The sequence below is a fragment of the Microbacterium sp. A84 genome (genome assembly GCF_051842815.1).
GTDB lineage: Bacteria > Actinomycetota > Actinomycetes > Actinomycetales > Microbacteriaceae > Microbacterium.
Genome location: NZ_JBPXMS010000001.1, coordinates 58,493 through 79,789, shown reverse-complemented (window position 1 = coordinate 79,789; position 21,297 = coordinate 58,493). Strand labels below are relative to the sequence as shown.

Below are 21,297 nucleotides of genomic sequence, written 5' to 3'. Positions count from 1 at the left end.
AGCCTCTCCTGTGGTTACTTGATGTCGGTGATCTTGACGCGTGTCAGGTCCTGACGGTGACCCTGACGCTTCTTGTAACCGGTCTTGTTCTTGTACTTCTGGATGATGATCTTCGGACCACGGAGGTTGCGGATAACCTCAGCCGTGACCTTGACCTTCGCCAGAGTGTCGGCGTCGGTGGTCACCGTAGCGCCGTCGACAAGGAGCACAGCGGGAAGTTCGATCTTCTCGCCCTCGGCTGCCTTAACACGATCGAGCTGAACGATCGTGCCGACCTCCACCTTCTCCTGCCGTCCACCGGCGCGCACTACTGCGTAAACCACTTCATACCTGTTTCGTTGGGGAGCTCAATGCTCCGTAAATCTCACGGGAAGACTGTGCTTGCGTTCGTCGCAAGTCCGACGGCGCAAGCTCGGTTACACCGCGCCGACCCGTGGGGACGACTCAGCTCGCGCACCAAAGGACTACTTTACCGGATCACGGGCCCACTCGCAAAGTGAACCCGCGCCGTGTCGCGCGGCCATAGGATCACGGAGTGACCCTACTGATCGATGATCCCATCTGGCCCGCGCACGGACGCTTCTGGGCTCATCTCGTCAGCGATTACAGCTTAGACGAACTTCACGCCTTCGCGCGCCATAATGGCCTGCCGGCACGGTCATTCGACCTAGATCACTATGACGTGCCGGAAGATGCGCTCCCCCGGCTCCTTGCCGCTGGCGCTGTTCACGTCGGCGGCAAGGAGCTCACACGGAGGTTGATCGCCTCAGGACTGCGAATCCCCGCTCGCGACCGAAGACGCTGACGAGTTCACAGATACCGGAGTGCCCGTCAGCGCCGCCGTGGTGACGCGACGACGGTTACGCCCCTGCCCCGGAGCCTTAGGCTCGGGCAGAGCGTCCAGCACCGAGTCCAGCATTTGCTCAGCTTCGGTCTTCGGCGCCTTGCTGCGATCCGAAGAACGCTTCTTGCGCGCCTTCTTCGGACGCTCGGCTGCTGCGGGCTGCTCGAGTTCAACAACGACAGCATCCACACTCGCTGCCACGCGTGCTTCTACGCTCGCTTCTACGCTCGGAGTGAGCGTCGAGGCAGCGATCTGCGCGAGCGCGGACTTCGCACCTTCAGGGATGCTGTGAGTTACGGGGCTTGCGGCCTGAGGACTCTGGCCCTGCTGGCTGTTGCCACCGCGCTGGCGTCGATTGTTGGACTGCCCACCGTTGTTGGAGCTTGAGCGATGCTTCACGACCGGATCGTGGTGCACGACCACTCCGCGACCGGCACACACGTCGCACGCCTCGCTGAAGGTCTCTAGCAGTCCGAGACCAAGCTTCTTGCGCGTCATCTGCACCAGGCCCAGCGAGGTGACCTCAGCAACCTGATGCTTGGTACGGTCGCGGCTCAAGCACTCGATCAGTCGACGCAGCACGAGGTCACGGTTCGACTCGAGCACCATGTCGATGAAGTCGACGACGATGATGCCGCCGATGTCTCGCAGACGCAGCTGACGAACGATCTCCTCAGCGGCTTCGAGGTTGTTCTTGGTGACAGTCTCTTCGAGGTTTCCGCCAGTACCGACGAACTTGCCGGTGTTGACGTCGACCACGGTCATCGCCTCAGTGCGGTCGATGACGAGCGATCCACCCGAAGGCAGCCATACCTTGCGGTCGAGGGCTTTCTCGATCTGCTCCGTGATGCGGAAGGCTTCGAAGGGATCGGTGTCGTCCTGATAGGGTTCGACGCGCTCAAGCAGATCGGGCGCAACGCTCTCGAGGTACGCACGGATCGTCTGCTGAGACTCTTCACCCTGAATGAGCATCTTGGTGAAGTCTTCGTTGAAGACGTCACGCACGATCTTCACGAGGAGGTCGGGCTCGGCATGCAGCAGCGCCGGAGCCTGCTGACTCTCGACCTGCTTGCGGATGTGCTCCCACTGCAGAGTCAGACGCTGCACATCGCGGGTGAGCTGGTCCTCCGTGGCGCCTTCGGCTGCCGTGCGGACGATAACGCCGCTCGATTCCGGGAGCACTTCCTTGAGGATGCGCTTCAGCCGGGCGCGCTCGTTATCCGGCAGCTTGCGCGAGATGCCGTTCATCGAACCATTCGGCACGTACACGAGGTAGCGGCCGGGAAGCGAGATCTGACTGGTGAGTCGGGCACCCTTGTGTCCGACCGGGTCCTTCGTCACCTGCACGAGCACACGGTCACCGGGCTTCAGTGCCAGTTCGATGCGGCGAGGCTGGTTACCGGTCTCGACACCGTCCCAGTCGACCTCGCCGGAATAAAGTACGGCGTTGCGTCCGCGACCGATGTCGACGAAGGCTGCCTCCATGCTGGGCAGCACGTTCTGCACGCGACCGAGGTAGACGTTGCCGATCAGCGACGCGTCCAGGTTGCGGGCGACGTAGTGCTCCACGAGCACGGCATCCTCGAGGACGCCGATCTGGGTGCGACCGTTCTTCGAGCGGACGACCATCTTGCGATCGACAGACTCGCGACGAGCGAGGAACTCAGCCTCAGTGACCACCGGGCGCCGGCGACCTGCATCGCGGCCATCACGCCGACGCTGCTTCTTCGCCTCGAGACGCGTGGAGCCCTTGATTGCCTTGGGCTCAGTGATGTACTCGACGACGCGCTGGCGCTGACGCGGTTCTTCGCGCTGGTCGTCACCATCTCCGCTGCCGCCACGACGACGACGACCACGACGGGCCGAGGGCGAGTCATCCTGATCGGCGTCGCGTGTGTCATCCCGGTCACGGTCATGATTGCGGTCGTGATTGCGATCACGGTCACGGTCACGATCACGATCGAGGTCCTGGTCACGGCCGGAGTACGCAGGAAGCAGTGCGATTGCCGGTGCGTAGAAGTGCAGCTGGGTGGACACCTGCGAGACGAACACCTCGGGAATCAAGCCCAGCGACACAGCGGTCAGCGGTCCGGGATTCACCGGCTCCACTTCTTGAGTGGTGCTGATCGCTTCGACCGGCTCAGCGACCTCAGGCTCAGCGACCTCAGGCTTAGCCGCCTTTGTCTCAGCGGCCTCAGGCTCAGCGACCGGCGTGTCGCCCTCGGAACCAACGGATGGATCCGGCGCCGCCTCAGCAACGTCAGTCACCTCCGATACGGCCGGCTCCGAGACTGCGTGGGTTTCCTCCGGCGCTACCGGTGCCTCCACGTTCTCGTCGAGGGTAGGGGTGTTGTTGTCATTGTTCTCATCGGCCATCTCTGGCGTGCTCCCTGCGCGGAACAGCGGGTGCTCCGCGAAATCTCATGCGGCACCCGCGGGTGCCGCGAACTCATTCGGTGTGCGACCGGCTCGTAGCTCTGGTCGCGAGGGGCATTGGACCCCAAAGTCTGCGTCGATACCTCGTGCGACGGTGCCGCGCTATGTATCAAAGGTCATTATCGCACCATGTTGGCCAGTTCGCGGCATCCGGGGCCCCCGACACGTTTTCGACGGTCGTTCACGTCGCATCCATAGCGATCGCTGAGATAATCCCAATATGAGCGAGCAGCGCACCCGCCCCGTCTTCTACGCCGTCTGGCTGATCATCGCCGGAGTGATCGGATGGTGGGCAGCTTTCCAGCTCACCGTCGAGAAATTCGTGCTGCTCGCCAATCCGGACGCGGCGCTCAGTTGCGATCTGAGCAGCTTCATCCAGTGCGGAAAGAACCTCGATTCGTGGCAAGGGTCCGTGTTCGGGTTCTCGAACCCGATCCTCGGACTCACTGGCTGGATGGCGCCGATCGTGGTCGGTGTCGCCGTGCTCGCCGGTGCACGTTTCCCCCGGTGGTTCTGGGCGACGTTCGGTGTGGGCATCACCTTTGCGTTCGGATTCGTCTGCTGGCTGATCGCGCAGAGCATCTACGACCTCGTCGTACTGTGCCCGTGGTGCATGGTCACCTGGGCTGTGACGATCCCGACCTTCTTCGCGACCATGGTGCACCTGTTCCGCAACGGCACGTTCAGTCGCTCTGAGAAGGTTCAGCAGCGCGCCGCCCGGCTCATGGTCTGGGTGCCGCTTGCCACGATCCTCGCTTACGCGATCATCGTCGTGATGGCACAGCTGAAGGGCATCGATTTCCTCGGCGAGATGGCGGGCATCCTCTTCTGAATTCCACCCGAAACGTCGAAGCCCGCCCACCATGATGTGGACGGGCTTCGACGTATACGGATTCAGCTGAACCAGATTCCGAGCTCGCGGGCTGCGGACTCTGGGCTATCCGAGCCGTGCACAAGGTTCTGCTGCACGGCGAGGCCCCAGTCACGGCCGAAATCGCCACGGATTGTGCCGGGAGCGGCACTGGTGGGGTCAGTGGTGCCGGCGAGAGAGCGGAAGCCCTCGATGACGCGGTTACCCGTGAGGCGAATCGCCACAGACGGTCCGGACATCATGAACTCGAGCAGCGGCTCGTAGAACGGCTTGCCCTCGTGCTCTGCGTAGTGCTCCGCGAGGCGGTCACGATCAGGCTCGACGAGGCGGATGTCTACGAGCGCGTAGCCCTTCGCCTCGATGCGGGCGAGGATCGATCCGGTCAGCCCACGGGCAACGCCGTCCGGCTTGACGAGGACAAGGGTTTCTTCGGTGGCCATGTCAGTCACTCTCTGTATGAGTATCGGTTTCGGAAATATTCGAATTCGCGTCGGCGGGACGTGGTGCATCCAACCGGGCCCCCATGATCGTCGCATATGCCAACATGCCGCCGAAAATCAGCGCGACGAGCAGGATGACCGGAACGAAGAAGCTGGCGAGCGCCACAACCACCTGCAACGACCAGCCAGCGTAGATCGCCCACGGCCTGGTGATCATTCCAGCGACCGCGATCATCGCGACGGCGACGATCACCGCTCCGATGATCGCCCACCACTGCGGAATGTTCGATGGCAGCGCCTTCAGTCCGAAGATTGTCAGTCCTGCCAGCAGCACGACGATTGCTTCGAAGCCGAGGATGATCGGAACAAGCTTCTGCACCAGTGTGCGAGGCGCACGGGCGCGGCGAGGTGCGGGTACGGATGCTGAGTCACTCATGCGCGCCACCCTGACTTCCAGTCGTCCTCTTCCGCCAGCACGATGGCCTCGCCGGCGAGTACAACGGATCCCGCGATCACGACAGCACGACGGTCCGATGACGCCGCCCACTCTCGGGCAGCATCCGCTGCTTCCGCCAGTGAGGCGTGCACGGTCGCACGATGTCCGGTCTGCTCGACCAGATCGGCGATGGCGTCTGCGTCGTTCGCGCGTTCCGACGTCGGCGCCGTCGCGAACACATGGGCCGTAGCTGGCGCGAGGTGAGCGATGATACCGGCGGCATCCTTGTCAGCGAGCACGCCGAGCACGAGACCCCACTCATCGAAATCGAAGCTGTCGTCCAGCGCCTGCGCGAGAGCCTTCGCCCCGTGTGGATTGTGGGCAGCATCCACGATCACGGTCGGCGCGATGCCGAGCAGTTGCAGGCGGCCAGGCGAGGTCGCTCCTTGCAGACCATCGGCCATGATGTCGTCAGCGATACGCTGCGAAGCCGCGCCGATCAACGACTCGACCGCTGCGACCGCGAGAGCCGCGTTGTGGCCCTGATGCGCGCCGTATATCGGCAGATACTCCTCGACGTACGTCCCCGCAAGACCGCGGACCGTCAGCAGTTGTCCGCCGACGGCAAGCTTCTGCTCGGCGAGACCGAACTCCTCACCGTCAAAGGCAATCGTGGCGTTCTTCTCGGCGGCGATGCGACGCAGCACCAGGGCAGCCTCGGCTGGCTGCTGCGCAGAGACGACGGCGGCGCCTTCCTTGATGATTCCGGCCTTCACCTGCGCGATCTCAGTGATCGTTTCTCCGAGGCGGTCGGCGTGATCGATATCGATCGGCGCGAATACGGCGACATCGCCATCGGCGGTGTTCGTGGAATCCCACTCGCCACCCATGCCGACTTCGAGCACGAGAACATCGACCGGAGCATCCGCTGCCGCAACGAACGCGAGCACAGTGAGCAGCTCGAAGAAGGTGAGCGGTGCGTCATCCGCGGCTTCGAGTTCGTCATCCACCATCCCGACGAAGAGCTCGATCTCGTCCCACGCATCGGCGATCGCACCATCGTCGATCGGCTCGCCATCGATCATGATGCGCTCGGTGAAGCGGTCCAGGTGCGGACTCGTGAACAGCCCGGTGCGCAGTCCGTGCGCCCGCAGCAGACTCTCAATCATCCGAGCCGTCGACGTCTTGCCGTTCGTGCCAGTGATGTGCACGACACGATAGGTGCGCTGCGGGTTATCCAACAGGTCCAGGATGCGTGCGGTGCGCTCCTTACGCGGCTGTACCCAGCGCTCGCCGGCGCGAGCCAGTAGCGCGTCGTACACAGCATCGGCGCGTTTGCGGTCAGACATTCTTCGCTCCCTCGATGTTCGTATCGATCGTCACGATGATGGATGCCTTCTCGGATCCGAGGGCCGTCGCGCCGCTGCGGAAGACACCGTCGCCGGGGCTCGTGACGTTCTTGACCAGCTCATCGATGTCATCCGTCGCCTGCACGGCGAAGCCGATGGCGAGGGTCTCCCCCGCGATCAGCTCAGCGTGCGCCTGCAGCGCCTCCGCATTCGCCGGCGAGACGTTCAGTGCGAGCACGATGCGGTCACTGACGTCGAGACCAGCGTTCTTGCGGGCCTCCTGCACGACGCGGATCGCGTCGCGCGCCATACCTTCAGACTCCAGCTCCGGGGTCGTCTGCGTGTCGAGCAGCACGAAGCCGCCGGTGGGGACGATTGCCAGCGCTTCGCCCTCGGGGCGGCCGGTGGTCTCGAGCGCGAGGTCGTACTCCGCAGGCTCCAGTGCGATGCCTCCGGCAGTGACGACGCCTTCGACCTCTGACCAGTCACCGCCGCGGGCAGCCTTGATCACGGTCTGCACTTCCTTGCCGAGGCGCGGGCCTGCCGCGCGAGCGTTGACGCTGAGGCGGTGACTGATGCCATACTCGCTCGCTGCCGTGTCGGTGAGCTGTACGAGCTCGACCGACTTGACGTTGAGCTCCTCCCGCAGGATTCCCTCGAACTGACGGAGCGAATCGGCCAGTGGAGACACGACGGTGAAGCGCGCAAGCGGCAGACGCACACGCAGCTTCTCCTTCTTGCGCAGCGCATTACCGACGCTGGAGAGTTCGCGTACGGCATCCATCGCATCGCGGATGTCGTCAGCGGCGGGGAACTCGGCAGCATCCGGCCAATCGGTCAGATGCACACTGCGCCCGCCGGTGAGGCCCTGCCACACACGCTCGCTGATGAGCGGCACGAGGGGCGCGGCGACCCGGGTCAGCGTCTCGAGCACGGTGTACAGCGTGTCGAAGGCTTCGCGGCTCTTCGGGTCTTCGGTCACCCCCACCCAGAATCGGTCGCGTGAGCGACGGATGTACCAGTTCGTCAGCACCTCAGCAAAGTCGCGCAGCCGTGCGGATGCCGTGGTCGAGTCGAGTCCTTCGAGGTCGGATGCCATGTCACGGACAAGGTCTCCGAGTCGGGCCAGGATGTACCGGTCGAGCACGTCTGTCGAGTCGGTGCGCCAGGTGGCCTGGTAGCCGCCAGAGGCGTTCGCGTAGGTTGCGAAGAAGTACCACGAGCTCCACAGCGGCAGCAGGAACTCGCGCACGCCGGCACGGATGCCTTCCTCGGTCACCGAGAGGTTACCGCCACGCAGCACCGAACTCGACATGAGGAACCAGCGCATCGCGTCGGAGCCGTCGCGGTCGAAGACCTCGCTGACCGCTGGATAGTTCTGCAGCGACTTCGACATCTTGTAGCCGTCGTTGCCGAGCACGATGCCGTGGCAGCTGACGCCGGTGAACGCCGGGCGATCGAACAGTGCGGTCGACAGCACGTGCATGACGTAGAACCAGCCGCGCGTCTGCCCGATGTACTCGACGATGAAGTCCGCCGGCGAGTGCGAATCAAACCATTCCTGGTTCTCGAACGGGTAGTGCACCTGCGCGTAGGGCATGGAGCCCGAGTCGAACCAGACGTCGAACACGTCCTCGATGCGGCGCATGGTGCTCTTGCCAGTGGGGTCGTCCGGGTTCGGGCGAGTCAGATCATCGATGTACGGCCGGTGCAGGTCGATCTCACCCTCGGGGTTGCGCGGGAGCGTGCCAAAGTCGCGCTCCATGTCCTCGAGCGAGCCGTAGGCGTCGATGCGCGGGTACTCGGGGTCGTCGCTCTTCCAGATCGGGATCGGTGAGCCCCAGTAGCGGTTGCGGCTGATCGACCAGTCGCGTGCGCCCTCGAGCCACTTGCCGAACTGCCCCTCCTTGACGTTTTCGGGCACCCAGGTGATCTGCTCGTTGTTCGCGAGCATGTCGTCCTTGATGTCCGTCACGCGGATGAACCAGCTGGACACTGCCTTGTAGATCAGGGGGTTACGGCAACGCCAGCAGTGCGGGTAGCTGTGGTCGTAGCTGGCCTCGCGGATCAGGCGCCCGCTGTCCTTGATGAGGCGGATCAGCGGACGGTTGGCATCCATCCACAGTTCACCGGCAACATCCGTCACGTTCGGTAGGAACTTTCCGCCGTCGTCGAGCGAAATGATCGTCGGGATGCCGGCGGCCGTAGCGATCCGCTGGTCGTCCTCACCGTAGGCAGGAGCTTGGTGCACGATGCCGGTGCCGTCGGTGGTGGTGACATAGTCGTCGACGAGGATGCGCCAGGCGTTCTCGGTGCCGTAGGTCTCGGTGTCGGCGAAGTAGTCGAACAAGCGGTCGTAGGTGACATCCTGCAGGGCTGCACCCGTGTGCGTCGCCTCGACGGCGGCCAGGGCATCCTCCGAGTTCTCGTAGCCCAGATCCTTGGCGTAGCCGCCGAGCAGTTCGCGTGCCAGCAGGTAGCGGTGAGCGGATGCCTCGACGGGATCGTCGCCGGTGTGGATATCGGCGGCGTCGTTAGGACCCGCGGGGACGACCACGTACTCGATTCCAGGGCCTACGGCGAGCGCAAGGTTCGTCGGCAGAGTCCAGGGCGTCGTCGTCCATGCGAGGGCGCGTACGCCGGTCAGGCCAAGCGACTCCGCCTTCGCACCAGTGAGCGGGAACGTCGCGGTGACGGACGGGTCCTGACGCATCTGGTAGACGTCGTCGTCCATGCGCAGCTCGTGGGCACTGAGCGGTGTCTCATCGCGCCAGCAGTAGGGCAGCACGCGGTAGCCCTCATACGCGAGGCCCTTGTCGTAGAGGGTCTTAAAAGCCCAGAGCACGCTCTCCATGTAGCCAAGGTCAAGCGTCTTGTAGCCGCGGTCGAAGTCGACCCAGCGCGCCTGACGAGTGACGTATTCCTGCCACTGGTCGGTGTACGCGAGGACGGAGTCGCGTGCTTTGTCGTTGAACTTGTCGATGCCCATGGCCTCGATCTCGGCCTTCTCGGTGATGCCGAGCTGCTTCATGGCTTCGAGTTCAGCGGGGAGGCCATGCGTGTCCCAGCCGAAGACGCGGTCGACCTTCTTGCCACGCATCGTCTGGAAGCGGGGGAAGAGGTCCTTCGCGTACCCGGTCAGCAGGTGACCGTAGTGGGGCAGGCCGTTGGCGAACGGAGGTCCGTCGTAGAAGACCCACTCTTCGGCGCCCTCACGCTGAGCGATGGACGCACGGAAGGTGTCATCGCTTTCCCAGAAGTCGAGGACATCGCGCTCGATCTCCGGGAAGCGAGGGCTGGGGACGACAGTGGCGTCGGCGGCTGCACCGAAGGCGGAGTTGCGGGGGTAAGTCATATCTGCTCGCAGTGTTCGTCGTGGGCTTCTGCGAGGACGATCCACCAGGACCGCGGTACCACCTCACGTGCTGCGTCGTCGGGGACGATGCAACCACTCTCACTGCGGCGATGACGGGCCTGCCCCGCTCGGTTCTACTTACAGTTGCCTGCGTTCTTCCGAGAGCTCCCCGGTGATGGCCGGATCAAAGCGTGTGTGTCTATTGTACGCGGGTGCGCGCTTCGGCGCTGCGGCCGTGCGCCCCGCTCGGAGATGTACGCGTTCTTCGGACGATCCAGGTGATTTCGTCCGAGAATGCTGCACATCTCCAAGCGGGCGGAACGCGTTGCTCTCCACTACGCGTCACTTAGCGAGGTGCAGCCCCTGAGCGACCGAGCGCATGATGAGATCCTGCACGCTGGCCCACTCGAACATCATCTGCTGATAGCTGATCCTGATGACGTGATACCCCATGAGCCGTAGCTCGGCGTCGTGCCGAATGTCCTCACTGCGTTGCGGACCCACGTGATGCGCGCCATCGATCTGAAGCACGAGCCGCTCGCCGATCAGCGCGTCCACACGGTGCCCGGCAATCCAGGTCTGTATGACGATCGACAACCGCAGCCAATGCAACCGCGGGCGCAGATACGTCTCCAGTCCCGCGTCCGCAAACGGAGTGGCGGCAGCGAGGAGCCTGCGCGCCTGAGGTCTCCAGGGATAGCCTGCGAGCGCTGCCAATGTGACAAGCCCCTTGTTCAGCGCGGAGTCCCAGGTCGCCAGCGCCCGCTCGTACGGCTCGCATTCTGCGACCACAGCAAGAACGTTCTCGATGGGGTCCTCCAGCGCATCCGGATGCCGCGGGACGAGCGGCTTCGACCAGTGGATATGCGCCCGTTCCGTCTTCCCACCGGCCCCGTTCGGATCAGTTGCGACGTGAAACACTTCCGGTTCTTCGTGCACCCACAATTTCAGCCGTGCTGCTTGCGACAGACAGGTGACGACCACACCGGCACGGGCAGCAGCGACGAGCACCGGATCGGCGTCTCGTGTCGACACCCATCCTCGCTTCACGCGCACGAGCCTGCCGTCACGCAACGCGCCGTCGATCGCGCGGCGTCCGATCCCCTGCAGCCTCAGGCGTTCGACGCGCACCACACCGCCCTGCTCGGTGACGAGCTGGACCAGGTCGGGGGCCGTGCGCAACAGCATCCGGTCATTCTCTGATGATCGACGTTGACGGAGCCCTCGAAATAACGCGTTCTGTGCACAACTTCATCGCGCTTTCCGAAGTGCAGGGAGAGTGAGCGCGTGCGCCATCCTCGGAGAAGTACGCGTTCTTCGGAGGTTCTGCGCGCATTCGTCCGAGGAAGCTGCACATCTCCGAGCGGGGCGCCCGGCATCAGCGGCGCGAAATCACCCCGGCAACAGCCCGAACAGGGCAACGTCGTGCCGCACATCCCCGACGGGCAGCGCGCTGCGCAGCGTTCCCTCGCGCTCGAACCCCAGACGCTCGGCGAGGCGGATGCTGCGGACGTTGTGCACGGCCGTGCGAATCTCCACGCGTGCGATGCCGTCGGCGAACATGTCCGTGATCAGCTCCTGGCACGCGCGCTGTGCGATGCCACGCCCTTCCATGTCCGCGGCGAGCCAATAGCCGAGCTCGCCGGTGCCCGAGTAACGGTCTAACTGCGCCGACACCGAGCCGATCGGGCGGCCGTGGTGCAGCAGCACGGCCGGAATCGCTCGACCGTCGATGTACCGTTGCAGCTGCTCGCGGTTCCAGTCGTCTTCTGCACCGTCCGGATCGAACCAATGCGCCCACGGCTCCCACTGTCGCAGCCGATCGAGGTTCGCTGCCGCCACCGGCCGCACCGCCCGCGCCATGTCGGGCGTGCGCAACGCGAGGCTGATGCCGTCTCCGAGGTCGCGCTCGAACCCCATCAGCGGTGGTACCCGTGCAGGTCTTCCTGCACTGCGTTGATCCAGACCTCGTCACCGCCGTCGGGGTCGGAGATCCGCACCGTTCGCGCGAAGGCCTCATCGACAACGGATGCTGCGAACCCGGCATCGCGCAATCGCACAGCCAGCGCGTCGAGGTCGCCACGCGCCTCGAACGACAGTCCGATCCTGGGCTCACCCTCGTGCAGGCCGACCACACCACCGTCGCAGAGCATCTCGACCCAGCCGCCGCGATCCGCCACGATACCGGCCCGGAACCCGAGGGCTTCAAGGATCCCCCGCGGCTCGGTGAGGTCTTCCTGGAACCAGGTCGGCTGCACGGCGATGTCGCCGGCTCCGCGCTGGACCGCACCTTCGGACACGGAGATCGAGACGCCGGATGCCGCGCGCACGATGACCAGCTCTCCCACGCCCTCCATGGTCACGGCCTCGACGTCGAAGCCCGACAGTGCGGATGCCGCGGCATCCAGATCTTCGACGATGAGGTGGATGTCATTCGTACCGGGGCGATGCGCAGCAGTAACACCGTGCTCGTCTTCAACACCGTGGATACCAAGCACACCGTCGGCGTGGAACTCGCCCCATGCCGCATCCGGCGGGAACGGCGCGACGAAGCCGAGAGTCTCGGCTAGCTTCCACCAGTCGGCGGGATGCTCCGTGTACAGGATCTGCTGCACGACCGTCATGACGTCTCCTCCAGATATCCGTGCAACGCGGCCTCGACGATCGCGGAGAGGCTGACGCCCTCATCAATCGCCCGGTGCTTGACCTCCCGGATCAGATCAGGCGGGAGGTACACGTTGAACTGCGCCTTCTTCGAGGCAGGTTCATTTGCTTGCATGCTAGCAATATAGCATCCCGTGCCGGATACATTGGAACAATGGCCCGAGCTTCAGATTCTCCCGCAGCCCCTCGCATTTCCCAGCCGGACCTGCCGCGGCACCTGGGACCCGCCCAGCCCTCCCGCGGTACGGACTTCCTGCAGGCGGCCCTCGATCTGGCCGGCGATGTCAACCTCGCCCACGCGACACTCGAGCAGTGCACCGTCACTGCAGATGCGGACAGCATCGACCTCACCGGAGCGACAATCCTCGATGTCGATGCGAAGGACCTGCGCGTCGCATCCATGACGCTGCGCAACGCCGGCATCCGCCGACTACGCATCACCGGTGGCCGAATCGGCACCCTCGATCTCAGCGGCACCCGCATCGACGAGCTCGAGATCCGCGATGTGCGCATCGACTATCTGACGCTGGGCGGTGCGAAGGGCTCCGACATCCTCTTCGCGGACTCCACAATCCGCACTCTGGACATGCCGCAGGCCGAGATCACGAGGATGACGTTCGACGGCTGCCATACGCAGGAGGTCGATCCGCGCGGCCTGCGGGCGAAGGATGTCGATCTGCGTGGGCTCGACGCCGAAGCTTTCGTCGACGCCAACAGCCTGCGCGGCACGACGTTGACGACGTATCAGATCCAGCAACTCGCACCCACGATCGCGGCCGGACTGGGCATTCAGATCAAGGACTGAGGAGAGAAGCGAAGCTCTCCAGCGCAGCGGAACCCGTGAGTTCGCCCGCCACCAGCGGCAGTTCCACAAGCGGTACCCCCGGCACCTTCGCCCGAATCGTCTCCAGATGGCGATCTTCCAAGGCGCGGCGCCGGAGCAACAGCTCACCGGCATCAGCGGGAGAGCGGCGATTGGCCACGAGGGCGGTGATATGCACGTGCATTCCGGTCAGCACGTTGACGACCTCGAGAGTCTCTGCCACCGGTAGAGCCTCGGCGGTGAATACCACGACGAATCCGGCGCGCGCAGGGTCGGTGATGGCCTGCTGCAGGTTCTCGAATCGCTCTCGGCGGCGTAGCAACGTTCGTCGCAGTTCCGCCTCGGCATTGGGCGCGGGATCAGCCCTCCCGGTCAGCCCGCGCATTGCCGCAGAGAATCGTTCAGAGCGATCTCGGTTTCGCAGCAGCGTCTCGGTCCAGCCCGCGAGTTGCCCTGGCAGCGCAAGCAGGCGCAGAGTATGCCCGGAGGGTGCCGTATCGAACACGACCAGGTCGTACTCGCGCTCCCCCAACTCGGTCGCCTCCGCGATGCGCTCCAGCACCGCGGCTTCGTGGCTGCCGGGAGCGTGACGAGCCCGCTCGAGATGCTCGCGCGCCTGAGCGTGCTGTCGTTCCGGCAGCAGCCTGATCATCGTCTGCTCCACGGCAGCCAGATGTCTCTCGATCGTCGCCTCAGGGTCAATTTCCACCCCGTCGAGCACTCCGCCCAGCGCTCCGGGCTCGGCCAGGCGAACCGGTGCGTCCCCGACCTCACGTTCCCAAAGATGACCGAGATTGTGCGCCGGATCGGTCGAGACCACCAGCACTCGCGCACCTTCCCGCGCTCTCGCCAACGAGATCGCCGACGCGAGAGAGGTCTTGCCCACACCACCCTTGCCACCGATGAACAGGATGCGCCGGCCAGCATCCGCTAACAGCATGAGACCTGATCCAAGGGCGAGCGGGGCATCCCCATCCGCCGGTGCCACGCGTGAAAATCTTCCGTCAGCATCGGCATCAATTCTGCACTGTAGTAGGCGGCAGGATCTGGCACCCCGAGCGCCTCGCCGAGCACGACCAGCGTGAACAGGTCATCCTCGTCACGGCGCTCACGAGCAAGCGTCTGCCGGTACGGGCCCGCGTAGTACTCGGTCAAACCATCCCGGAACGCGGCCCAGCGTCGAGACAGACGCTGGGCCGCCGTACCGTGCATCACGAATCAGACTTCTTCGCGCACCGCCTGCAAACTGGCATCCTCACCCTCCAATTCGGGCGGTTCAATCGCAGCCTTGCGCATTGCGATGATCGCTTCGACCGCCACCCACACACTCGCGATGATGATGATGACATCGAGCACGAACAGCAGCCAGTCGGGCTGGGCAGGGTCTGCGAAGGATGCGAGCTGATCGATCGCCGCCCAGAACGACATAACGAACACGAACACCAGCGGAATAAGGGCTGGCAGCGGATTGCGCCGCTTCCTGATGAGCATCACCGCAATGATCGACAGCGTCAGCGACGCCATCAACTGGTTTGTAGTGCCGAACAGCGGCCAGATCCGCAGCCCCCCGTCACCACCGAGTCCCTGAGAGAACGTCAAACCAAGACCCACCACGACGACGACGATCGTCGCGGGAACTTTCGTGATTCGGATCCGCATCGAATCACCGATCTCCTGCACGACGAAGCGCAGCAATCGCATGCCGGTGTCCATCGTCGTCGCGGCGAACAGCACTGCCATCGTCGCGAGCACCGTGGCACTCAAGGATGCCGGCAAACCGATGCCGGTCTCCAACAGCCTCCCGCCGCCCTCTACGAACGCGCTGACACCGCCGGCCCCGAACGAGCTGTATACCGCTTCCCACTCGGCCACGGTACGGAAGCCGCCGATGACCGCGAGGATCGTACCCAGCGCGAGAAGCCCCTCACCAACCGCGCCGAAGTAGCCGACGAAACGCGCATCCGTTTCTTTGTCGAGCTGCTTCGAACTTGTGCCAGACGACACCATGCCGTGGAAACCGGAGATGGCGCCGCAGGCGATCGTGACGAACAGCAATGGCACGAGGCTCGGCGTACCTGCGGGAACGTCCATATTGATCATCGGCGCGACGATCTGAGGCTTGTCTGCAGCGAACAGCGTCGCGATGAGTACGGCGCCGTACAAAAGGCCGAGACCGACGAACAACTGCACGCCGTTGATGTAGTCGCGTGGCTGCAGTAGCACCCACACGGGCAGCAGCGAAGCAATCGCCCCATAGACGAACAGCGCGACGATCCAGAACGTCGCCGGGCTCATGCCCAGGGTGCTCTCCGGCAGCACGACCGGCACCTGGTCGCCAACCACGATCAGTGCGTACAGCGCGACAACCCCGACGATGGTGATCGGCACAAGCGGCCAGCGCAGCCGATACACTGCCACGCCCACGAGCAACGCCACCACGATCGCTCCCCAAGTGGGGATCACGGCGGACGGGGTGCTGATCAGCAGGTTCTTGATGACGACCGCGAAGGCCGCGATGACCATCAGCAGGAGGAGGAAGATGACGACCAGGAAAAGGTTTGCACCGCGCTTGCCGATGTAACGGGCAGACAGTGCACCGATAGAGCGGCCCTTGTTGCGCGTCGAGGCCCAGAGCGCACCCAGATCGTGCATCCCCGCGAAGAGCACGGTCCCGAGTGTGACCCAGAGGAAGGCAGGGAGCCAGCCCCAGATCACGGCAATCGCCGGGCCGACAATGGGTGCCGCACCCGCGACCGAAGTGAAGTGGTGCCCCCACAGGATGTACTTGTTGGTCGGCACGTAGTCGATGCCGTCTTTGAGTTCGTGCGCTGGCGTCTTGAATGAGGCGTCGAGCTTGTATACACGCTTCGACAGATACTTCGAGTAGATGAAATAGCCGAGCACGAACAGTGCCAAACCGATGAACATCAGCAATACAGGAGTCATGAAAGCTGGTTCCTCTCCGGCAGCGACAACCCTGTCACTGCTCTTTATCAACCGTAGCAAACCTGTGAGAATGCTGATAGCAGCGCGCGGTCAAGTCATCGGAGAAGCTGCCGCGAGCAGCTCCCTGGTGAACGGATGCTGCGGTGCGGCGAACACCTCACCCACAGGACCCTGCTCCACGACCACGCCGTCCTGCATCACGAGCACATCGTCCGCGACCGCCGCGACCACATCGAGGTCGTGCGACACGAAGATTATCGTGAGCTCGCGTTCACGTTGCAGCCGCCGCAGCAGCTGCAACACTTTCTCCCGCACTGAGGGGTCCAGTGCCGATACCGGCTCGTCGAGTACGAGCACATCCGGATCCGCGGCGAGCGCCCGTGCGATCGCTGCCCGTTGACGCTGACCACCAGACACTTGGGCAGGCCTGCGCAGAGCAAGTCCCGGCGAGAGATCCACCTCCGCCAACAGCTCCGCGACACGTGCTGCACGTGCCGCGCGCGGGACGCCACCTGCTTCGAGCGCCTCCCGCAGTGATCTCCCGATCGTCCACCGCGGGTCGAACGCACCCAGCGGGTTCTGATGCACGAGTTGCACGCGGTGCTCCCCGTGCCAGCGCAGGCTTCCGCCATCCGGTGTCGCGATGCCCACGATCATGCGGGCGAGGGTTGTCTTTCCCGAACCGGACTCCCCCACGATTCCGAGTGTCTGGCCTTTCAGTAGTGTGAAGGAGGCATCGGCGACAGCTGGTACCCCAGAGAAAGTCTTGGAAACCTCGACAGCAACCAGTACCTGCTCGCCCAGACCGAATCGATCGACACGAGGCTGGTGGATGCTCGCGGCGATGAGCTCCCGCGTGTAGTCCTGTTGCGGAGCATCCAGCACATCTGCCACCGTGCCCTCTTCGATCGCACGCCCCGATCGCATCACGAGCACGCGATCTGCCACTCGGCGCACGGCCGCGAAGTCGTGGCTGATGAAGACGACGGCGGTGCCGGCATCCGCAATCGAACGCAGCAGTGTCAGCACCCGCGCCTGCACCGTGGCATCCAGAGCGGTGGTCGGCTCATCCGCCACAAGGACAGCCGGGTCCCCTGCGAGCGCCGAGGCGATCAGTGCGCGCTGACGCAGTCCGCCCGAAAGCTCATGCGGATACTGTGCAGCGCGACGAGCGACATCCGGCATCGACACCGATTCCAACAGATCCTCCGCACGGGTTCGGCGCTCGCCGCGTGACAACCGCGTGTGGATCGCCAGCGGCTCGGCAACCTCGGCCCCGATGCGGCGCAGCGGATCCAGCGACACCAGGGCGTCCTGCGAGACCAGACCGATGCGGTTACCCCGCAGTCCCCGCCATTCGGAATCAGAGAACCCTCGCGCATCGACGCCGTCCACGGTCAGCACGTCGGCCGTGACGTGCGCCGAGTCGGGAGTCAGCCCGAGCAGCGCGGACGCCGTGAGGGACTTGCCCGCACCCGACTCCCCCACGATCGCCAGGCATTCACCCGGTGCGACCTCAAACGACGCGTTCTCCACCAGGAACGCCCCGCCGATCATGACCGACAGGCCCTCAACCTGCAACGCACTCATGAGGTCCTCCCTTCGGCCCGCGCCCGCAGCGTGCGGCCGACGATGGCCGCTGACACCACGGTCAGCGTGATCGCGATGCCGGGGAAAACGGCGATCCACCATGCCGTCCCGAGAGCATTTCTCCCACCCGAGAGCATGAGGCCCCACTCCGGCGATGGCTCGATGGGCCCGAGACCGAGAAAACTGAGGCCGGCGGCCGCGAGGATGCTGGAGCCGATCCCGATCGTCGCCAGCACGCTGAGCGACCCGAGCACGCCAGGAATCACGTGTCGCGTGAACGCGCGCATCGGGCGCACCCCGAGGATGCGGGCGGCCTCAACATGCTCGGCAAGCGCGAGCGACCGCGTCTGCACTCTCGCGAGCCGCACGTACACCGGCACCGCGGCGATCGTCACGGCGATGGCGACATTCGTCGACCCCGGCCCGAGGATCGCCACCACCACCAGGGCGACGAGAAACTCCGGGAAGGCGAGCAGCACGTCGGTGATGCGCATCGCCGTGGCATCCACGACTCTCGGCGCAATGCCGGAGAGCGAGCCGGCGACGAGTCCGATCACCAGCGCCAGGCTGGTGGCGAGCAATCCGATGCCCACCGAACGCCCCGCGCCGTACACGACGCGGGAGAACACGTCGCGCCCACTCTGATCGGTACCGAACAGGTGCGCCACGCTGGGCGCCTCCAGCGCTGCGCGCACATCGGTGCGCAGCGGGTCATGAGTGGCGAGCACCTGCGGCACCAACGCCATGACCGCCACCACGGCGAGTACGAGCAGTGCGCTCCAGAGCAGGACGCGTCGAGCGGCGTTCATGTGGATGCCTCCCGCACACGTCGTTGCCGCGGGTCAAGCAGCGGATGCAACAGCTCGACGAGAAGGTTCACGACCACAAACACGACGGCGCTGAACAGGATGATTCCCGTGATCACCGGTAGATCGCGATCAGTGATCGCCGCGAGCGTCACGCGCCCCAGCCCTGGTCTGGCGAACACCGTCTCGACCAGCACCGCGCCGCCCAGCAGCGAGCCGATGAGGTACGCCGTCAGAGTGAGCGCTCCCGCCGCACCGTGGCGCAGCGTGTGGTGGGCTGTGAGCCGAACCTGACCGGCGCCGCGTGCCCGCACGGTCGTGGCCCACGGCTGACGTTCGGCCGCCTCGATGCCGTCGCGCAGCACCTGGCCGAGGAGAGCGGCGACCGGCAGCGCCAGGGTGATCGCCGGTAGAACGATTGTTGCGGGGTTGCGCGTGCCCGCCACCGGGAACCAGCCCAGCCCGAACGCGAAGACGCTGAGCAGCAGGAGCCCGATCCAGAACACCGGAGACGACAGCACGATCAGCTCGATGCCGGCGACGATTCCCCGCGACACCCTCCCGCGAACGAACAGTGCCACCGCGAGCGCGAGCACCACGGCGATCACGAATGCCAGCGCCGTCAGCTGCAGCGTGGATCCGAGCTGGCGACCGATCACCTCGGTCACCGGCATCCGCAGCTGGTACGACTCGCCAAGGTTTCCCTGCAGGAGCTGGCCGAGGTACGACAAGTACTGCTCCAGTGGAGGCCGATCCAGGCCCAACTCCGCCCGGATGCCATCCTTCACAGCCTCACTCACCTGGGCCTGCGGCCCCAGCATTACCGAAACAGGGTCACCCGGAATCACTCGGAATGCGAGGAATGCGAGCGTCGCCGCGCCCCACAGGACGATGATGACGGATGCCGCGAGCTCCGCGATCCGGATGAGGAGGCGTTTCACGCAGGCACTCAGCCGACCGTGACCTCGTAGAACAGCGGACGGCCGTACAGGTCGTATTCGAGACCCGAGATGGTGTCGTTCATAGCGGTGATGAGCGACGGGCTGTAGAGCGGCACGATCGCAGTGTATTGCGCATTCCACTGCTGCAGCGTCTGGTAGATCGCGGCGCGCTCGTCAACGTCGCTCGTGGCGATGCCTTCCTCGAGCAGAGCATCGATCTCGGGGTCGCTCACCTGCGAGGCGTTCTGGAAACCATCGGTGTGCAGGTGATTGCGCAGCAGGTCGCCGTCAACGCCGGAGAAGCCCCAGTCTGTGAGGTCGAAAGTCTTCGGCCCATACTGCTCGTTGTAGGCGCCGGGCTCGAGCACCTCACGCACGACCTCGAAGCCGATGTCGGCAAGATCCGACTGAATCGCGTTCCCGAGTGCGGAGTTGTCGTCCGACACCGGCGTATAGGCGATCCAGCGCACCGAGAGTCGCTGACTGTCCTTCATGCGGATGCCGTCGCTGTCACGCTCGGTCCACCCCGCCTCGTCCAACAGGCGGTTCGCCTCGTCCTGATCGAACGGCAGGCTGCCTTCGAGTGACGCGTCGTATCCGGGAGTCGTCGAACCGAGGATGCTCCACGCACGCGGGAACTGGCCGAAGAAGATCTCTTCCACTGCCGCGTCGATGTCGATGCCGCGGGCGAACGCCTGACGCACCTTCTGGTCCGCGAAGACGCCGTAGGCCTCGTTCAGGTACAGCGAATACGGCAAGCCGGGGTACTCGTTCGCGTCGACCGTGAGTGTGTCCGGCAGTTCGACGGCGAGGTTCGGTGGCAGATTGCTGGCCAGGTCGGCCTCACCGCTTTCCACGACGCCGACACGCACGGACGCCTCCGGCAGGATCTCGACCCGCAGCGTCTGGAACTGCGCAGCCTCGGTGCCATCCGGACCCCAGGCGTAATCAGGGTTGCGGGTGTAGACGATCTCTTGGTCCGGCGTGTACTCGGTGAGCTCGAACGGCCCGGTGCCGACGTTGATACCGGGCCCGCCGGCCTTGAGCTGATCGGCGGAGCTTTCCAGCACGGCGGGAGAATAGAACCCGAGCAGCGCCGTGCTTGCGGCCTGTAAGAACGGCGCATAGGGCTGCGAGAAACTCACTTCGACTTCGTATTCGCCCAGCACCTTGGTGCCAGCGTAGAACTCGCCGCCGAGCATACTCGCCGCCTGGGCGGATGCCGTCTCGGGGTCGGCGATGCGGTCGAAGTTCGCCTTGACGGCATCCGCGTTGAATGGCTCACCATCCGTGAAGGTGACATCGTCGCGCAATTCAAACGTGTACGTGGTGCTGTCAGGCGAGACAGCCCAGTCTTTCGCGAGCCATGCAGAGAACGAACCGTCAGCTTCCTGAAAAACCAGCGAATCGAGCACGACGCGCTGGACCATACTCGACACGTCGAGTTGGCTGGTCTGCGGGTCCATGTGACCGGCGGCAAGGTTCGCACCCTCGATCGCCCAGACGACCTCGCCGCCACCTTCAGCAGCGTTCTCATCACCCGGGCCGGCGCATGCGCTAAGCACAAGAGCAGCGGCCGCAATGAGGGCGGTGGCGGACAAAATACGGCGCACGAACGGAGTGGGCATGCAAGTCCTCAGGAAAGTGAAAAGGGGTCGGTCAAGTCTAGTCGCGGTTTCTTGGACTGGGTCGAACTATGACCGCTCCTCCCCCTCGCACTCTTGGCTAGAATGGTCAGCGCACCTCACACTCAGGCACGCTCACACAGTGCCGCATACATCGCGCAAGGAGACCTT

At 64.5% G+C, this 21,297-nt stretch carries 20 protein-coding genes; 3 read left to right on the top strand and 17 right to left on the bottom strand.

What is annotated here, in order from left to right; translation table 11 throughout:
• Nucleotides 1-14: 14 nt before the first annotated feature.
• Nucleotides 15-323, bottom strand: a complete 309-nt coding sequence (gene rplU / locus ACSU04_RS00410) for a 50S ribosomal protein L21 (protein WP_439277917.1) — start codon at nt 321-323, stop codon at nt 15-17.
• Between the two features lie 212 nt (nt 324-535).
• Here rplU and ACSU04_RS00405 point away from each other — a divergent pair, with 212 nt between their 5' ends.
• Nucleotides 536-805, top strand: coding sequence for a DUF4031 domain-containing protein (locus ACSU04_RS00405; protein ID WP_439277916.1), 270 nt, complete (start codon nt 536-538; stop codon nt 803-805).
• On the opposite strand, the gene ACSU04_RS00400 is transcribed toward ACSU04_RS00405, so the two are convergent.
• Nucleotides 767-3,220 carry an Rne/Rng family ribonuclease gene (locus ACSU04_RS00400; RefSeq protein ID WP_439288088.1) on the bottom strand — a complete coding sequence of 818 codons (2,454 nt, stop codon included), beginning with the start codon at nt 3,218-3,220 and terminating at the stop codon, nt 767-769. The two genes, ACSU04_RS00405 and ACSU04_RS00400, sit on opposite strands and share 39 nt — an antisense overlap.
• Nucleotides 3,221-3,500: 280 nt before the next feature.
• Here ACSU04_RS00400 and ACSU04_RS00395 point away from each other — a divergent pair, with 280 nt between their 5' ends.
• On the top strand, nt 3,501-4,112 hold the full coding sequence (locus ACSU04_RS00395; RefSeq protein WP_439288087.1) for a vitamin K epoxide reductase family protein: 612 nt from the start codon (nt 3,501-3,503) through the stop codon (nt 4,110-4,112).
• A gap of 62 nt (nt 4,113-4,174) precedes the next feature.
• Here ACSU04_RS00395 and ndk read toward each other — a convergent pair whose 3' ends face one another.
• The 8 genes from ndk to ACSU04_RS00355 all read right to left on the bottom strand — a co-directional run bounded on the left by ndk (nt 4,175) and on the right by ACSU04_RS00355 (nt 12,510).
• Nucleotides 4,175-4,591, bottom strand: coding sequence for a nucleoside-diphosphate kinase (gene ndk / locus ACSU04_RS00390; RefSeq protein WP_439288086.1), 417 nt, complete (start codon nt 4,589-4,591; stop codon nt 4,175-4,177).
• A 1-nt stretch (nt 4,592) separates the two neighbouring features.
• Nucleotides 4,593-5,027 (bottom strand): DUF4233 domain-containing protein, encoded by a 435-nt coding sequence (locus ACSU04_RS00385; RefSeq protein WP_439288085.1) that lies wholly within the window; start codon nt 5,025-5,027, stop codon nt 4,593-4,595.
• Complete coding sequence (locus ACSU04_RS00380; protein ID WP_439288084.1) at nt 5,024-6,376, bottom strand: bifunctional folylpolyglutamate synthase/dihydrofolate synthase; 1,353 nt, start codon at nt 6,374-6,376, stop codon at nt 5,024-5,026. Before ACSU04_RS00380 ends, ACSU04_RS00385 begins: the two co-directional genes overlap by 4 nt.
• A complete protein-coding gene (gene ileS / locus ACSU04_RS00375) occupies nt 6,369-9,731 on the bottom strand; it encodes an isoleucine--tRNA ligase (RefSeq protein WP_439288083.1) in 3,363 nt (1,120 codons plus the stop codon). The genes ACSU04_RS00380 and ileS overlap by 8 nt, the downstream gene beginning before the upstream one ends.
• 342 nt (nt 9,732-10,073) lie before the next feature.
• On the bottom strand, nt 10,074-10,919 hold the full coding sequence (locus ACSU04_RS00370; protein ID WP_439288082.1) for a DUF559 domain-containing protein: 846 nt from the start codon (nt 10,917-10,919) through the stop codon (nt 10,074-10,076).
• A 204-nt stretch (nt 10,920-11,123) separates the two neighbouring features.
• Entirely contained in the window at nt 11,124-11,651 is a 528-nt protein-coding gene (locus ACSU04_RS00365) for a GNAT family N-acetyltransferase (protein ID WP_439288081.1), read from the bottom strand.
• Nucleotides 11,651-12,355, bottom strand: coding sequence for a hypothetical protein (locus tag ACSU04_RS00360; RefSeq protein ID WP_439288080.1), 705 nt, complete (start codon nt 12,353-12,355; stop codon nt 11,651-11,653). The genes ACSU04_RS00365 and ACSU04_RS00360 overlap by 1 nt, the downstream gene beginning before the upstream one ends.
• On the bottom strand, nt 12,352-12,510 hold the full coding sequence (locus ACSU04_RS00355) for a CopG family transcriptional regulator (protein ID WP_439277907.1): 159 nt from the start codon (nt 12,508-12,510) through the stop codon (nt 12,352-12,354). The genes ACSU04_RS00360 and ACSU04_RS00355 overlap by 4 nt, the downstream gene beginning before the upstream one ends.
• Before the next feature lie 39 nt (nt 12,511-12,549).
• On the opposite strand from ACSU04_RS00355, the gene ACSU04_RS00350 reads away from it, so the two are divergent.
• Complete coding sequence (locus tag ACSU04_RS00350; RefSeq protein ID WP_439288079.1) at nt 12,550-13,200, top strand: pentapeptide repeat-containing protein; 651 nt, start codon at nt 12,550-12,552, stop codon at nt 13,198-13,200.
• Here the strand turns inward: ACSU04_RS00350 and ACSU04_RS00345 are convergent.
• From ACSU04_RS00345 to ACSU04_RS00315, 7 genes are all read right to left on the bottom strand, one after another.
• Nucleotides 13,190-14,158 carry an ArsA family ATPase gene (locus ACSU04_RS00345; protein ID WP_439288078.1) on the bottom strand — a complete coding sequence of 323 codons (969 nt, stop codon included), beginning with the start codon at nt 14,156-14,158 and terminating at the stop codon, nt 13,190-13,192. The genes ACSU04_RS00350 and ACSU04_RS00345 overlap by 11 nt on opposite strands.
• Entirely contained in the window at nt 14,149-14,430 is a 282-nt protein-coding gene (locus ACSU04_RS00340; RefSeq protein WP_439289389.1) for a cory-CC-star protein, read from the bottom strand. Before ACSU04_RS00340 ends, ACSU04_RS00345 begins: the two co-directional genes overlap by 10 nt.
• Before the next feature lie 6 nt (nt 14,431-14,436).
• The gene (locus ACSU04_RS00335; RefSeq protein ID WP_439288077.1) at nt 14,437-16,164 is read right to left on the bottom strand and encodes a carbon starvation CstA family protein; all 1,728 of its coding nucleotides are present in this window, start codon (nt 16,162-16,164) and stop codon (nt 14,437-14,439) included.
• A 90-nt stretch (nt 16,165-16,254) separates the two neighbouring features.
• Nucleotides 16,255-17,754 (bottom strand): ATP-binding cassette domain-containing protein, encoded by a 1,500-nt coding sequence (locus tag ACSU04_RS00330; protein WP_439288076.1) that lies wholly within the window; start codon nt 17,752-17,754, stop codon nt 16,255-16,257.
• The gene (locus ACSU04_RS00325) at nt 17,751-18,563 is read right to left on the bottom strand and encodes an ABC transporter permease (RefSeq protein WP_439288075.1); all 813 of its coding nucleotides are present in this window, start codon (nt 18,561-18,563) and stop codon (nt 17,751-17,753) included. Before ACSU04_RS00325 ends, ACSU04_RS00330 begins: the two co-directional genes overlap by 4 nt.
• Nucleotides 18,560-19,501 (bottom strand): ABC transporter permease, encoded by a 942-nt coding sequence (locus ACSU04_RS00320; RefSeq protein WP_439288074.1) that lies wholly within the window; start codon nt 19,499-19,501, stop codon nt 18,560-18,562. Before ACSU04_RS00320 ends, ACSU04_RS00325 begins: the two co-directional genes overlap by 4 nt.
• Before the next feature lie 8 nt (nt 19,502-19,509).
• Nucleotides 19,510-21,129, bottom strand: coding sequence for an ABC transporter substrate-binding protein (locus ACSU04_RS00315; protein WP_439288073.1), 1,620 nt, complete (start codon nt 21,127-21,129; stop codon nt 19,510-19,512).
• Between the last annotated feature and the right edge of the window lie 168 nt (nt 21,130-21,297).

Excerpts from the sequence above, each read along its gene's own strand:
- ACSU04_RS00400 (WP_439288088.1), bottom strand. The coding sequence starts at position 3,220 with ATGGCCGATGAGAACAATGACAACAACACCCCTACCCTCGACGAGAAC.
- ACSU04_RS00395 (WP_439288087.1), top strand. The coding sequence starts at position 3,501 with ATGAGCGAGCAGCGCACCCGCCCCGTCTTCTACGCCGTCTGGCTGATC.
- ndk (WP_439288086.1), bottom strand. The coding sequence starts at position 4,591 with ATGGCCACCGAAGAAACCCTTGTCCTCGTCAAGCCGGACGGCGTTGCC.
- ACSU04_RS00385 (WP_439288085.1), bottom strand. The coding sequence starts at position 5,027 with ATGAGTGACTCAGCATCCGTACCCGCACCTCGCCGCGCCCGTGCGCCT.
- ACSU04_RS00380 (WP_439288084.1), bottom strand. The coding sequence starts at position 6,376 with ATGTCTGACCGCAAACGCGCCGATGCTGTGTACGACGCGCTACTGGCT.
- ileS (WP_439288083.1), bottom strand. The coding sequence starts at position 9,731 with ATGACTTACCCCCGCAACTCCGCCTTCGGTGCAGCCGCCGACGCCACT.
- ACSU04_RS00370 (WP_439288082.1), bottom strand. The coding sequence starts at position 10,919 with ATGCTGTTGCGCACGGCCCCCGACCTGGTCCAGCTCGTCACCGAGCAG.
- ACSU04_RS00365 (WP_439288081.1), bottom strand. The coding sequence starts at position 11,651 with ATGGGGTTCGAGCGCGACCTCGGAGACGGCATCAGCCTCGCGTTGCGC.
- ACSU04_RS00360 (WP_439288080.1), bottom strand. The coding sequence starts at position 12,355 with ATGACGGTCGTGCAGCAGATCCTGTACACGGAGCATCCCGCCGACTGG.
- ACSU04_RS00355 (WP_439277907.1), bottom strand. The coding sequence starts at position 12,510 with ATGCAAGCAAATGAACCTGCCTCGAAGAAGGCGCAGTTCAACGTGTAC.
- ACSU04_RS00350 (WP_439288079.1), top strand. The coding sequence starts at position 12,550 with ATGGCCCGAGCTTCAGATTCTCCCGCAGCCCCTCGCATTTCCCAGCCG.
- ACSU04_RS00345 (WP_439288078.1), bottom strand. The coding sequence starts at position 14,158 with ATGCTGTTAGCGGATGCTGGCCGGCGCATCCTGTTCATCGGTGGCAAG.
- ACSU04_RS00340 (WP_439289389.1), bottom strand. The coding sequence starts at position 14,430 with ATGCACGGTACGGCGGCCCAGCGTCTGTCTCGACGCTGGGCCGCGTTC.
- ACSU04_RS00335 (WP_439288077.1), bottom strand. The coding sequence starts at position 16,164 with ATGACTCCTGTATTGCTGATGTTCATCGGTTTGGCACTGTTCGTGCTC.
- ACSU04_RS00330 (WP_439288076.1), bottom strand. The coding sequence starts at position 17,754 with ATGAGTGCGTTGCAGGTTGAGGGCCTGTCGGTCATGATCGGCGGGGCG.
- ACSU04_RS00325 (WP_439288075.1), bottom strand. The coding sequence starts at position 18,563 with ATGAACGCCGCTCGACGCGTCCTGCTCTGGAGCGCACTGCTCGTACTC.
- ACSU04_RS00315 (WP_439288073.1), bottom strand. The coding sequence starts at position 21,129 with ATGCCCACTCCGTTCGTGCGCCGTATTTTGTCCGCCACCGCCCTCATT.